Raw genomic sequence first — 13,497 nt, forward strand, 5'->3', positions numbered from 1 at the left:
ATGTCGTTATCCCTCATCGCGTTCTTCATCCTCGTAGCGGCCTTTGCCATCGGTTCGTTCACCAGGGTCAACGCCGGACTCCTTGCCCTCGTCGCCGCCTTCGGCGTCGGCACGCTTCTGGTGGGCATGCCCATCAAGGACGTCATCGGCCAGTTCCCGGCGGGCCTGTTCTTCATCCTCGTCGGTGCCACCTTGCTCTTCGCTATCGTGAGGATCAACGGCACCATTGACCTGCTCGCCTACTGGGCCGAACGTCTCGCCGGTGACCGCAAGGTGCTCGTTCCCGTCCTGATGTTCCTCCTGACTGCGGCACTCGCCTCCGCGGGGGCATTCACGCCGGCCGCCATCGCGATCGTCGCTCCCGTTGCCTTGGCGCTTGGTTTGCGGTTCGGCATCAGCACCCTGGCCATGGGCCTGGTCATCGTCCAGGGCGCAAACGCCGGAGCATTCTCTCCGGTCAATCCCTTTGGCGTGCTCGCCAGCGCCATGCTCGATGATGCGGGGGCTTCCGCCGATTCCTTGAAGCTGTATGTCTACTGCTTCGTCTTCAACGCCGTTCTGGCCGCCGTCGCCTACGTCCTCGTGCAGCCGGGACCCCGAACAGCCCGGGGCAGCCCGCAGCGCGGCCGGCGGCTCGGGGACCTCAGTGCTCACCGTTGCAGCGCCTGCACAGGTGGCTACCGACCCCGCCTTGCGTCAGGGCCCGGTCAAGGTAGCGGCAACACCGACACGGATCCTGACCCTGACCGGCCTGGGAGCGCTGCTTGTATTGACGACGGTTCTGGGCATCGACGTCGGAGTGGCGTCCCTCGTCGTCGGCCTGGTGCTGATCTGCGTGAACCCCGGCGTGCAGAAGCCTGCCGTGGAGAGCATGCCCTGGTCCGCCATCATCCTGGTCACCGGCATCGTCACCTACGTGGGCCTGCTCGAAGAAATGGGGGCGCTGAAGGAACTGGAGGCAGGTATCGCGGGCTTGGGCGACAGTTCCCTCGCCGCCCTGATCGCCAGCTACGTGGTGGCGGTCGTCTCCGCCTTCGCTTCCACCACGGGCACCCTTGGCGTGGTCAGCCCGATCGTCACCCCCATCGCAATGGACCCGATGCTCTCCCCCATCGGCGTCATCACAGCCATCGCCATTAGTTCCTCCGTCGTGGATGTCAGTCCGATGTCGACCAGCGGGGCGCTTCTCATGGCCAGCGCCCAGCCCAAGGATGAGCGGATGTTCTTCCGTGCCTTGCTGCTCTGGGCGATCGCGATGATCGGTATCGTGCCGCTCCTCGTCTGGCTCATCTTCGTCCAGCTCGGCCTCGGCTAACCAACAAGCCCCGTTGCGGGGTGCCCGGGACCATACAGACACCCCGCAACGGCTTAGCCTTCGGAGCGGTTCTTCAGCCGGAATCCGCCAGGCCAATCGGTCCTGCGGATCGGCTTCAGCTCCCTCACCGAACCGTAGTGCCTCACTCACCAAGCCCCAACCGTGTCAGCGGTTCCAGCAGGTCGATGCGTGGCTGGCAGTCATCCAGAACACCCATATCAACCACGGCATGGGTAACCTCCCCGAAGACCAGAACGCAGTCACCGATCGGCAGCGTAGTGCGCGGCCGGCACTCCAGCCGTGCTGGGCGACGGAAGCTCAAGAAGGGCCTGGTTCACGCCGTCCTGATACCAGAACGACGAGGACGCGGGTTAGTGCGGGCGTGCGGGTCGCGCCGTGATAGTTCACCGATGATATCGGCACTTTCACTTCAAAATGACAAACAATGGACGACCCCTACGTCCATTGCACTTGGCACCTTCATGCTCGTGCCTGGCATGTACCTTACAGTTCAGACAGTTCAGGTCGTTCTCAGACAGCGCCGGTATGCGAGACCTGCCACGCGTTTAGCCTTCTTTGAGGATGCGCTAAGACATGTGCAAGTCCGGGACACAAGAAATCCGCCTCAAACCGGTCGATGGTTCAACCGTTTGCGCGTCCGACTGGATGATCTGGGAGGTTGATACAGCTCCGCTGGGCGGCGCTCGGCCGCCGAATTCACCTTCGCGAACGCCCCCCTGCCCGCACCAAGGGGCTGCAGGGCGGCCGCGGTGCTGTCGCGGAGCATGTCCCAAAGGACATTGCGTCTGAGAAGTAAGCGAAGGGGCGAATCGCCCCGCCAAGGCCGAAGCTAATCCCGGGCCTTTGAACCTGTCAAGGGGCCGCGGCGGCGGGTACCCGTTCCATGACGCCGCCGGACGGTGCGCCGTTCCACCTCTCCAGCGAGTTCCCCTTGACTTCTCTGCTGGCCGTCGTCAGTCTTTTCGACAAGAGGAGGGGGCGTCTGCCCGCTCCTAGCCCAATGGAGGCTTCTGATGTTCCGTGCCAGGTCGCTGATGCGTTATGCAACCTCCGGAGACCGGGTCACGCGCCTTGAGCTATTCTTCGATCTGGTATTTGTCTTCGCGCTATCGCAACTGTCCCATCATTTACTGGAGCATCCTTCATGGGTGGGGGCCGGTGAGACATTTGTGCTTCTTCTTGCCGTCTATAAGGTGTGGGTGTACACGACCTGGTCGGCGACGTTGCTGGACACTTCGCGGCTTGAGGTGCAGTGGATGCTGCTGATCGTCATGCTTGTCACACTGTTCATGAACGCCTCAGTCGGCTCAGCGTTTGGTGATTTCGGTTGGCTCTTTGCTGCGAGCTACCTCCTGGTCCAGTTGGGCCGAGGTGCGTGGATGCTCACTGCCGGACTTGACCGGACCACCCACGACCATTTCGTGCGCACACTGATCTGGGGGTGTATGAGCACGCCTTTTTGGATTGCCGGCGTCTTCTTCGCTCCGGGGCCGCGTTTGATGTTCTGGAGTGTCGCTGCCGCGATCGATCTGGGCGGCCATATGGTGGCCCACCGGTTGCCGGGCCGGAAAACCGAAGGCAGCCGTGTCCCGCTCCCGGGAGAGAGAATCTTTGAGCGGTTCGGGCTGTTCTACCTGATCGCGCTCGGCGAGACGATCCTTTCAACCGGGCTGGCGATAGCAGGCAACCTGGAGGACCCCTTGATACTTTTGACCGGGACCGTAAGTTTTGCTGGAAGCGTCGCGATCTGGTGGTGCTACTTCCATGGCCTTGAGCAACAGATTTTGGAAAAGCTTGCTTCCGTTGATGACCAGTTCCGGCCCGGTATTTTGGCGGGCAACACCTTGGTCGTGTTACTCGCGGGCCTTATTCTGGTGGCGGTTGGTGATCAGCTGGTGATCAGCGGTCCGGCCGAGCGCCCTGATCTGGCCACCGTTCTGTTTCTTTTTGGCGGGCCGGCCCTTTTCCTCGCCGGCCGGGGCGTTTTTATTCGACGGGTCCTGGGCCAACGCCAACCATCCGATCTCGTCGGTATCGGAGCCTTGGCGGTCCTGGCAAGCTTGAGCCTCCTCCTCCCGGCCTTCGTTGCCGCTATGGGGGCCGTTCTTCCCCTCGCAGGCGTAGCAGTTTCTGACGCTGTGAACCAACGCCGCCAAACGTGACATGGAGCCTGCGGACGGCCTATTGGCTACCAATGAACGTATCCTGGGCCTGCTTTGACAGACGGCGGTGTGCCGGCGCCCGTGAGTATTCCAATGGTACTTTCGGGTAAGGCCCCGATCATTGCCACATATCGGTGCAACCACCGGTGAAGTTAACGCTGAACCGGCCCTTCGGGAGCTCGCCCGGACCTAATCGGCGCCCTCTCCATCTGCTAAATGAGAGGGCCTGCGCCGGCTTTAGTTGACTCGGGTCTTAGGCCGCGGTGGCCCGGGACCTCAGTGTGCCCATGGCCCAGGTGGCGCTGGCATGGGTGCTGCGGAACCCCGCTGTGGCTGCCCCGATCGTCGGCGCCACCAAGACACGCCACCTCACGGACGCGGCGGCTGCCTTGGACATCCGGCTCACCGATGAGGAGGCCCGCCGGCTCGAAGATCCGTACACGGTCCGGATGCCGACCGGTTACTGAACGGCCGTCCTGTCTTGTCGGCCGTAGTGTGGCGGTCAGATCTTCTCGACGGTGAGGTTCCGGTAGGCGGCACGCAGCGGTGCCATCTGCCGGAATCCGAGATAGCCTCCGCCCAGCACCCTGTCCGAGGTGTCCGTCCACGCAAAAAGGGGCATCCCGTTGATGGAGAACGCCACGCCGGGGCCGTCCTTGACGAGTTCCATGCGGTAGAAATCCCGGGCATCCTCCGTGGGCGGCAACGGATCCGCACCCTGGGCCACCAGTTCAAACCCGGCGCTTTTTCGCAGGTTGCAGGTCCGGAAGGCCCGTTCGGAGTGGTGCTTATGCCGGAAGTAGGAAACATGGAGGGCATCGATGTCCCCCGAGTGGTACTGCGGGTAGTAACCGGTGCGCGGCGCGAGGTCTGCCGAAAACAGGTCCCGGCCGGCGTGACCGGTTGCCGAAAAGAACACCATGGCCAGTCCCGGCTCCGCGAGGGGCAGGAACTCCCAGCTGACTCGGATGCCGTCCGGGAACTCCACCGGGCACCAGAATGTCCAATGCGCGTGGTCCCCGAGCTCTTCATCGTCCGCCGGGCCTGATAGTTCGAGTGCGCCGTCGCGGGTGCCCAGGCGCAGGGGTCCTTCCGCCACCCAGCCGGACACGTCGCGCGGCCCGGCAAGCGGATTCGTGTACAGCAGTTCCGGGCCGGGCCGTATCACACCCACCTAGCCCCCTCCCGCCGCCGCAAGTCCCGCCGTCGAGCCCTTTCGGGAGTCCGCCAGGGCATCCCCGCCGAATCCAAGCAGCGCAAGCCTGCCGGCAACTTCCCCGGCGACCAGCGACGCACCGCGCTGGGAAAAATGCGTGTTGTCCGCCAGCCCGTCCGGCCAGTGGGCGTGCTCGCCGGGAGCGAAATGGCAGAAGAGCGATTTCGATTCCTCGACGCCCAGCTCCGTGTACAGGCCGCGGGTCCAGGTGTTGAGGTCGACGACGGCGAGGTGCAGCTCGAGCGCTATCTCGCGGACCACTTCGGGATAGTCCTCCAGGCTTTCCTCCAGTGCGCCGTCCAGGAAGTGCCGGCGCTCCACCGACGTGCAGAGCACCGGCACCGCACCGAGCGCCCGGACCTCCGCCACCATGCGGCGCAGGTTCGCTGCGTACCCGGTCCTGGCGGCAAGGTGAGGGCGCTTCTGGTCGTTATGGCCGAACTGGATGAGCACCAGGTCGCCCGCTCCTGCTGTTTCCAGGAGCCGGCCCCAGAGCCCTTCGTCGCGGAAGGACTCCGTGCTGGCCCCGCCCTTGGCGAAGTTGTGCACGGCGGCCCAGCTGTAGACATGCCGCGGCAGCCGGGCGCCCCAGCCGCTCATGGGGTACTCGTGGGTGGGACAGTTGGCCACCGTGGAATCTCCGGCGAGCAGGATTTTCATGCTGTGCTTTCTGTTGGTTGGGCGGGCGACGGCGGTGCGGGCGGCTTAGCCCTTGACGGAGCCGATGAGCATGCCCTTTGCGAAGTGTTTCTGCAGGAACGGGTAGAAGATCAGGATGGGCAGCGTGGCCACCACGATCACGGCGAATTTGATGCCTTGTTCCGGGGGGATGTAGTTCGGGTCCACGTTGCCGGTGCCGAGGAGGTCGGAGGAGGCGGTGACCTGGCGGAGGTACATCTGCAGGGTCCATTTGGAGTTGTCGCTCAGGTAGAGCAGCGGTGACATGAAGTCGTTCCAGATGCCCACGGCGTAGAACAGCGCGAACGTGGCCAGCACGGGTTTGGACAGCGGCAGCAGGATCCGCCAGAGGATCCCGATTTCCGTGGCGCCGTCCATCTTGGCGGACTCTTCGAGTTCGGCGGGGAGTTCCTGGAAGAAGTTCTTGATGATGATCAGGCTGAACGGGTTGATCGCGGCCGGCAGGATCAGTGCCCAGTAGCTGTTGAGCAGGCCGAGGTCCTTGATCAGCAGGAACGTGGGGATCATGCCGCCGGAGAACACCATGGCGAAGACCACGAGGGACAGGATCAGCTGGCGGCCGCGGAGGTTCCGCTTGGCCAGCGGGTAGGCCATGGTGACGGTCAGAATGAGCTGGATGACGGTGCCCACGGCGGTGACCAGCACCGTGGTGATGAGCGCGCGGACGAACGCCGGGGTGGAGAAGATGTATTCGTAGGAACCCAGGCTGAACTGCTCCGGCCAGACGAAGAAGGCCCGGCGGGTGATTTCCGCTTCGGTGGCGAAGGAGCCGGCGAACACGTAGATGAAGGGCAGCAGCGTCAGGACGCCGATCAGTGTCAGGAAGACGTAGTTGGCGCCGTCAAATATCCGGCCGCCGGTGGTGTTGTGGATCTTCATTAGAACAGTCCGCTCTGGTTGAACCGCTTGGCCAGGGCGTTGGTGCCGAAGATCAGCACGATGCCCACCAGGGACTTGAACAGGCCCACCGCGGTGGAGTAGGAGTAGGCGCCCTGGGTGATGCCGACGAAGTACACGTAGGTGTCGAAGACGTCCGCCACGTCGCGGTTGAGCGCGTTGGTCATGAGGTAGATCTGTTCGAACCCGGTGTTCAGCATCTGCCCGATCGCCAGGATGAGCATCACGATGATGGTGGACCGGATGCCCGGAAGCGTAATGTGCCAGACGCGGCGGAACCTGCCAGCGCCGTCGATGATCGCCGCCTCGTACTGGTCCTGGTCCACCGTGGCCAGGGCGGCCAGGAAGATGATGGTTCCCCAGCCGGTGTTCTTCCAGATCTCCTGGAGCACAATGAGCGGCCGGAACCAGGCGGGATCGGACAGGAAATCAATGTCGGTGCCCAAAACGTTGTTGATGAACAGGAACAGCGGCCCGAAATCCAGGGCGAACAACAGGAAGCTCAGCGACGCCACGATGGTCCAGGACAAGAAGTGCGGGATGTAGACCAGGGTCTGGACCGTGCGCTTCAGGATGGACAGCCGGACCTCGTTCAGCAACAACGCCAGCACGATGGTCAGCGGAAACGCGATCCCCAGGTTCAGGAACGCCAGAATCAGGGTGTTGCCCAGCAGCCGGCCGAAATCAGGGTTACCGAAGAAGTCCTGGAAATGCTGGAGACCCACCCACGGGCTGGCATTGACGCCCAGGAACGGGACGTAGTCCTTGAACGCGATGCTGACCCCGTACATCGGGGCGTACCGGAAGACCGCAAAGTAGATGACCCCCGGCAGCAGCAAGAGATAGAGCCACTTGTAGTGCGCGAAGTGGACGGCGAAGCGGCGTCGCCGCCCCGGGGCAGGCGCTGGTGGCGGCGCCTGCTCCGGGGTTTTGACGTCAACGGTGGACGTTGTCACTTGCTGTCCTGCCAGAGCTTGTTGATCTCTTCCTGGACCTTGTCGCCCCCGCTGGTCTTCCACAGCTTGATGGCGTCCTTCAGGCCCTGCTCATCGATCTGGCCGGCCAGGTACTTGATCCGGGCATCGGCCACGATGTTGTCCAGCTGCGCGCCCTTGGCCACGTAGGTAGGCGACACGAAGGCCGCGGCCGGGTTGTAGACGGCACTCTTCAGGTCCTGGGCCATGACCTCAACGCGCTTGTCGAAGACTTTCTGTTCGTAATCCGAGGCCTGCTTGACGGGGTAGAAGTTGTTGCCGGTGACGTTGGTGCCCAGCTGCGCGTAGCTCTTGATGTCCGTGGCCACAGCCTTGCCTTCAGGGGTTTCGGGCTTGATGGTGGCGGCCTTGCCGTCCTCCACGGTGAAGTTCACGCCTTCGATGCCGTTGTTGAGGAGCACGGCCACGTCCTTGCCGTTCATCGTGTTCAGGAATTCCAGGACGTTCTTCAGTTCAGCCTCGGTGCGGACGCTGGTCTTGGGAATAGCAAGGAACCCGGAGTAGCCGTCCGTCGGGTGTGCGTGCAGTTCGCCGTCCGGTCCCTTGAGGTTGCCGACGAAGCCCACCTTGTTCTGGAAATCGTTCGGGTTGGCCTGCTTGAACAGGTTGATCAGCACGCTGACGCGGGAGTCGACGTCGACAATAATGCCGCCCTTGCCGTTGAAGAACGGCTCGTTCCACTTGGTGCCGTCGAAGGTGGCGAAGTCCGGGTTGATGAGCTTTTCGTCCACCATCTTCTTGACGAACCGGTTGGCTTCCAGGAACTCCTCGGTTTCGAAGCTGGGGATCAGCTTGCCGTCCTTTTCGGTCCAGCGGTTACCGGCCCCGTACCACTCCTCGATGATGTCGTAGGGGCTGTTGGAGCCCAGGGCACCCCACTTGGGAATGGTGATGCCCCAGGTGTCGTTCTGGCCGTTGCCGTCCGGGTCCTGCTCGGTGAAGGCCTTGGCCACGGTGTAGAGGTCCTCGGTGGTTTCGGGTGCCTTCAGTCCCAGCTTGTCCAGCCAGTCCTGGCGGAACATCACTGCTGCGCGGATGGGGTTGCGGGCCCGGAAGACGCCGTAAACCTTGCCGTTCACGCTGGCGTTCTTCTCGACGTCCGGGAAAGTGGTCTTCAGGTTGGGGTACTCGTCAATTTTGTCCGTGAGGTCCCAGAATGCGCCCGCCTCGGCGTTCTTCACGAAGCCCGGCGACTTGCTTTGCACCACCATGACCTGGGGGATTTCGGAGGATGCCAGGGTGATGTTCATCTTGTCCTCGTAGGAGGCGTTCGGCGTCCACGTGATGTTCACGTCCTTGCCGGTGAGCTCCTCGAGCTTCTTCTGCACGGCGCCGTCAGCGGACGGTGGCTGCGCCTCCAGGAACGGCGCCATGACGCTGATCTTCGAGGAATCCGCGGCCGGTGCTTCACCCCCGCTGCACGCTGTGAGGGTAAGTGCGGCGGCGGTCACGACGGCGGCAGCCAGGCTGAGTTTTCTACGGGTCATAGTGTTTTCCTTTTCCACTTCTTCGGGGTTGGTTCCGGGTCTAGTCAGTGCAAGTCAGGTGGTGCAGGTCAGGTGGTGCAGGTCGGTTGGTGCAGTTCAGGAGGTGCAGCGGGGCGGCAAGATATTGATACGTTTCATTCATGCTCCGGCGTATGCCCGGCGCCTCAGGCAACGGGGGCTCCAGCCATTACCGCCGGGCGCGCGGTGCCCTCGGCGTCCCTGGCCGCGGCATCCCCGGCCGCGCCGGTCACGGATTCGTCGTTCGCAGTGAAGAACCGGTCGCACAGCCAGCCGGTCACGTAGAGCCAGGCTCCGACGCTGAAGAACGGAATCAGCCCGGGGAGGGCCTGGCTGGCGAACAGCGCTGCGGCGGTCACGAAGAGCAGGATTGCCGTGCCCGCGAGGTGCCTGAGCGCAAACCGCGAGGACATCAGGAGGTACTGCGGGAGCGGAAGCTCATAGCGGGCAAACATCGGGAAGAGGTGGCAGGCCACGGCCACCAGGAAAATCGCGGCCACGAACGCGCCGGCAGCCATCAGCTGGGACAGGAGGTCGCCGGAGCGGGAGAAGTAGTTCCAGTTCAGGGCCAGGGCCGCTCCGGCAAGCAGGACCGGCAGCGCCAGTCCGTTGCCGCGGCCGAAGTTGCGGCCATATTCCACGGTGAAGGAGCGAAGCAGCGGAGCAGCCTCGCCCCGGACCCTGCGGCGCACCAGGATCTGCGCCGCCGCCGTGGCGGGGCCCAAGCCAAGTACACCCAGGCCGGCAAGCGAGAACACCAGCCAAAGCAGATTCAGGCATGCAATCCACAGCACGGTGTCGAAGAATGAATATGCCTTGGCGCTAAAACTTCCAGCCAGCACAGCTAGCCCCCTTCGGATCTCCATCGTTGCAGAAACGGGGCCCGCAGTGGTCCACGTCACGTTAGTAAGCGGTTTCTCGAAAATCTAGACGCTTTTGAAGCGGCGGTCAAGGTGAATTTTGAATCGTTACATAATGAACCCGCTGGGGTTAGACTGATGGCGAGAGCAATTTGGAAAGCGCTTACCACAATTGTCAGCGGGCCGAACCGGCCTACGCTGATAGCACCCGGTAGCGGGCCTCCGCCCGGCGATTTCCGGCAAACGACACCGACGTCAATACCCCGTCCCGGGGACAGAAGAGGAGAGCCATGGGCACCCTGTCCGCGCCAGTCCCGGAAGAACGCAAAATCCCCACAATGGAACGCACGGTCATCTCCGCCGCGGCGAGGGTTGCGCTGGTGGGAGTCCACGGCTTCGGAACCCACCACCTCCGCAACCTCGAAAGGCTCCAGAAGGACGGGGCCGTTACCCTCGTGGCTGTTGCCGACCCGAATCCCCCGGCCAGCGGCGCTCTCCCTCCCGAAACGGCAGTCTTTGGCAATCTAGACGACCTCCTGGCCGCGACACCGGAACTCGACCTCGTCATTGTGGCCACGCCCATTCAGACGCACGCACCCTTGGCGCTCGCGGCCCTCCCCCACGCCGACCTGTACCTGGAAAAGCCTCCGGTCGCTTCCCTGGCCGACTTCAACCGGCTGCAGGAGGCCGCTGCGGCTGCCGGACAGAGTGTCCAGGTCGGCTTCCAGAGCCTCGGCTCCCATGCCCTCAAGGCGATCGAGGACCTGCTCAACGCCGGCGAAATCGGCACCCTCCTGGGAATCTCCGCCACCGGCCGCTGGGTGCGGGACCGCGCGTACTACAAGCGGTCCCGCTGGGCCGGGAAGCGAAGCCTGGACGGCGTCGACGTCGTGGACGGCGTGGCCACCAACCCGCTGGCGCACGCCATCGCCACTGCCTTGAGGATCGCCGGCGCACGGACCGTGGGCGACCTCGCCTCCGTGGAAACGGACCTCTACCGGGCCAACGACATCGAATCCGACGACACCTCCGTCATCCGCGTACGCACCGCCTCCGGCCTTCCCGTCACCTGCGCGCTGACCCTCTGCGCCACGGAGTCTGTGGAACCGTACGTCACCCTGCAGGGCAGCGAAGGAACCGCGGTGTTCCACTACACCGAAGACCGCCTCAGCGTCAGCACCGCAGCCGGCGAACGCCACGAGGTGTTTGGCCGGGACGACCTCACCGGGAACCTGCTGGACCATCTGCGGCACCGCCGCCACGACCAGCACGGACGCGCGCCGCTGATCAGCTCGCTCGCGGACAGCGGCGCGTTCATGCGGGTGCTGGAAGCCATCCGCACCGCCGAAGCCCCGGCTCTCATCGCCGGGCAGCACCTGGAGTGGGTGGGCGACGGCGACTCGGCCCACGCCGTGGTCTCCGGTATCGAAGATGCCCTGGAACGCGCGACGGCGGCGCACGCCACCTTCAGCGAACTGGGCCTGCCCTGGGCCCGGCCGGCGGCTGATGATGCGGATACGTTGTCGCTTTCCGTGCAGGACGCCGGGCACGACGGCGGAGCAGCAACCGGCGCGCACAGCGGCGCCACTGCGCTGGCCACCCTGCGGAACGGCTCCGGCGTCGCAGCCCGGCTCTCTCCCCGCCCCTACCTGCATCCGGTGCGTTCGCTCGGCGGCGTCATCGTCACCGACCACTTACCGGCGGACCACCCGTGGCACCTCGGCGCCGGCATCGCCCTGCAGGATGTGAACGGCACGAACTTCTGGGGCGGGAAGACCTACACCCGCGCTTCCGGGCGATATGAGGAACACCCGGACCACGGCCGGATCGTGCAGCTGTCCGCAGAGCCCGGACCGCCGGGCGGCGACTCGTTCCACCAGGAACTCAGCTGGCAGGCACCGGACGGCCTCGAACTGCTGCGCGAGCACCGGACCGTCCGCGCCGGCCGGGTGGACGCCCGCACCTGGCGGCTGGACCTGGCAACGGAACTTACCGCCGTCGTCGACGCTTCGCTGGGTGGTCCTGGCTCCAACGGTGCCGCCGGAAGCGGCTACGGCGGGTTCTTCTGGCGGCTGCCCGCGTGTTCCGCCGTGAATGTCTTTACTGCCGACCGGCAGGGCGAGGCAGCTGTCCACGGCGCCGCCGCGCCGTGGCTGGCCTGGACAGGGACCTTCCCCGGCGGCGCGGCCAGCCTGGTGTTCGCCGCCCCTGCCGAGGCGCCGGACCCCTGGTTCGTCCGCCTGTCCGGCTACCCCGGCGTGGGCTCCGCCCTGGCCTGGGACCGGCCCGTGATCCTCGCCGCGGGAGAATCCGTCCGGCGCTCTTTCACGGTGTGGATCGCCGACGGCACGCTGTCCCCCGCGGAAGCTGCGGTATTGGCCGATCACCGGTGACCTGGCACGCCAGGCCGGAACAGCCGCACCGCGTTGGCTGAATGAGCTGACCGAGTGCGCTAGCTCAGTGCGCTCTTGAGTTCCTCCATCGACTTCTTCGCGGCTTCCTCCGGGCTCACCCTGCCAAAGTGGACCTCGGTGGTGAAGCGGGTGAGGATCTCCGAGGCCGGGCTGGACCCTGCCGGCGGGACGACAGGAGCATCGCCCACTTCATCCGCAATGTCGTTGATGAAGGCGGCCGTGGCGGCGTCCGCCGCGCTCAGCTTGGGCGTAATGGCATCGCGCACTTCGGTATTGCCGGGGATGCCGCGGTCAGCCAGCGCAATTTCGCCGGCCTCGACGCTGTTGGACAGGAAGTCGATGAACTGCTGGGCTTCCTTCGGGTGCTTGGTCCGCGAGCTTGCGGACCAGAGCTGGGACGCTTTGTAGTATTGCTGCGCCGATTTGGCGTTACCGTCGGTGCTCGGCGGGCGCTTTATTTCCAGCGCCTGGCCGGAGGCCTTGGTCAGGGCGCCGAGCTGGTTGGACCACAGCCAGCCCATGGCGAACTTGTTCGTGGCCAGTCCCGTCTGGTCCAGCGCGGCGGTGGCCTCTTCGGTCATGACCGAAGCCGGCGGCACCGCCTTCGCATCGCGAAGGCCGGCCTGGAACTCGAAGTATTCCGTGGCGTCAGCCTCATCGAACCCCAACTTTCCGTCCGAAGAGAAGAGGGACTTGCCATGCTGGCGCAACCAAAGATTGAACGATGCATCGCCGGTGATTGATCCGGAACCGTAGATGCCGGCCTTGCTGTTGGCCGTGATGTCTGCAGCCGTCTTCTCGTACTCCTGCCAGGTCCAGGACTCGTCGTCCGGCAGGGCCACGCCGCTGGCGGACACCAGTGCGGGGTTGGCCACTACCACCAGCGCATTCATGCCGGCTGTCACGGCAAACTGCCCTTCCGGTGTCTTGCCGGCATCGGCTGCAGCCTTGTCGAACTTGGACAGATCCACGTCCTTCAGGTTCAGGAGCGCCCCGCGCTTGGCGTACTCACCGAGGTACTGAAGGTCCATCTGGATGATGTCCGGGGCCTGCTGCGATGCCACCTGGGTGGCGAGTTTGTCCCAGTAGCCGGACCACTCCCCGTATTCACCCTCGATCTTGATGTTCGGGTTCTTGGCCTCGAACGCGTCAATCAACTTCTGGGTCATCTTGTGCCGCACGTCCGAGCCCCACCAGGTAAACCGCAGGGTCACCGGGCCGCCCGCTTCGGACTGCGCACCGCCCCCGCAGCCTGAGAGGGTCAGTGCGAGGGCGGCTGCCACCGCCGCAATCTTGGGAGTCCGGGATTTCAGGGCGCGAAAAATCATTCGATGTCCTCTGTGACGGCTGGGTTTGGCGGGATTCGATTAGGCGAGAAAACGCTTTCTCACCTACCCTAAATGTGCGCCGCGT

General features: G+C 64.4%; 11 protein-coding genes and 1 pseudogene. 5 read left to right on the forward strand and 7 right to left on the reverse strand.

The features are described 5' to 3' along the window. The 4 genes and pseudogenes from JOE41_RS21225 to JOE41_RS06695 form a co-directional block, all read left to right on the forward strand. Positions 1 to 516: pseudogene (locus tag JOE41_RS21225) on the forward strand (TRAP transporter large permease subunit); the annotation flags it as partial. 130 nt (positions 517 to 646) lie between these two features. Next, positions 647 to 1,315 (forward strand): SLC13 family permease, encoded by a 669-nt coding sequence (locus JOE41_RS20980; RefSeq protein ID WP_307800671.1) that lies wholly within the window; start codon positions 647 to 649, stop codon positions 1,313 to 1,315. Between the two features lie 1,034 nt (positions 1,316 to 2,349). Continuing rightward, complete coding sequence (locus JOE41_RS06690) at positions 2,350 to 3,498, forward strand: low temperature requirement protein A (protein ID WP_209751614.1); 1,149 nt, start codon at positions 2,350 to 2,352, stop codon at positions 3,496 to 3,498. A 263-nt stretch (positions 3,499 to 3,761) separates the two neighbouring features. Beyond that, on the forward strand, positions 3,762 to 3,965 hold the full coding sequence (locus JOE41_RS06695; RefSeq protein ID WP_307800672.1) for an aldo/keto reductase: 204 nt from the start codon (positions 3,762 to 3,764) through the stop codon (positions 3,963 to 3,965). Between the two features lie 35 nt (positions 3,966 to 4,000). Here the strand turns inward: JOE41_RS06695 and JOE41_RS06700 are convergent, their stop codons facing one another. From JOE41_RS06700 to JOE41_RS06725, 6 genes are all read right to left on the reverse strand, one after another. Then, complete coding sequence (locus tag JOE41_RS06700) at positions 4,001 to 4,672, reverse strand: DUF1961 family protein (RefSeq protein WP_209751616.1); 672 nt, start codon at positions 4,670 to 4,672, stop codon at positions 4,001 to 4,003. Further along, complete coding sequence (locus tag JOE41_RS06705) at positions 4,673 to 5,374, reverse strand: rhamnogalacturonan acetylesterase (protein ID WP_209751618.1); 702 nt, start codon at positions 5,372 to 5,374, stop codon at positions 4,673 to 4,675. Between the two features lie 45 nt (positions 5,375 to 5,419). Continuing rightward, on the reverse strand, positions 5,420 to 6,292 hold the full coding sequence (locus tag JOE41_RS06710) for a carbohydrate ABC transporter permease (RefSeq protein WP_011693140.1): 873 nt from the start codon (positions 6,290 to 6,292) through the stop codon (positions 5,420 to 5,422). Beyond that, a complete protein-coding gene (locus JOE41_RS06715; protein ID WP_209751619.1) occupies positions 6,292 to 7,266 on the reverse strand; it encodes a sugar ABC transporter permease in 975 nt (324 codons plus the stop codon). Before JOE41_RS06715 ends, JOE41_RS06710 begins: the two co-directional genes overlap by 1 nt. Continuing rightward, positions 7,263 to 8,792 carry an extracellular solute-binding protein gene (locus tag JOE41_RS06720; RefSeq protein WP_209751620.1) on the reverse strand — a complete coding sequence of 510 codons (1,530 nt, stop codon included), beginning with the start codon at positions 8,790 to 8,792 and terminating at the stop codon, positions 7,263 to 7,265. Before JOE41_RS06720 ends, JOE41_RS06715 begins: the two co-directional genes overlap by 4 nt. A 164-nt stretch (positions 8,793 to 8,956) precedes the next feature. Beyond that, complete coding sequence (locus JOE41_RS06725; protein ID WP_209751621.1) at positions 8,957 to 9,652, reverse strand: YesL family protein; 696 nt, start codon at positions 9,650 to 9,652, stop codon at positions 8,957 to 8,959. A gap of 356 nt (positions 9,653 to 10,008) precedes the next feature. Between JOE41_RS06725 and JOE41_RS06730 the strand changes: the two genes are divergently transcribed. Continuing rightward, positions 10,009 to 12,063, forward strand: coding sequence for a DUF6807 family protein (locus JOE41_RS06730; protein WP_209751622.1), 2,055 nt, complete (start codon positions 10,009 to 10,011; stop codon positions 12,061 to 12,063). Between the two features lie 59 nt (positions 12,064 to 12,122). On the opposite strand, the gene JOE41_RS06735 is transcribed toward JOE41_RS06730, so the two are convergent. Further along, positions 12,123 to 13,412 (reverse strand): ABC transporter substrate-binding protein, encoded by a 1,290-nt coding sequence (locus JOE41_RS06735; protein ID WP_209751623.1) that lies wholly within the window; start codon positions 13,410 to 13,412, stop codon positions 12,123 to 12,125. Between the last annotated feature and the right edge of the window lie 85 nt (positions 13,413 to 13,497).

This window comes from Arthrobacter sp. PvP103 (genome assembly GCF_017833075.1).
GTDB lineage: Bacteria > Actinomycetota > Actinomycetes > Actinomycetales > Micrococcaceae > Arthrobacter.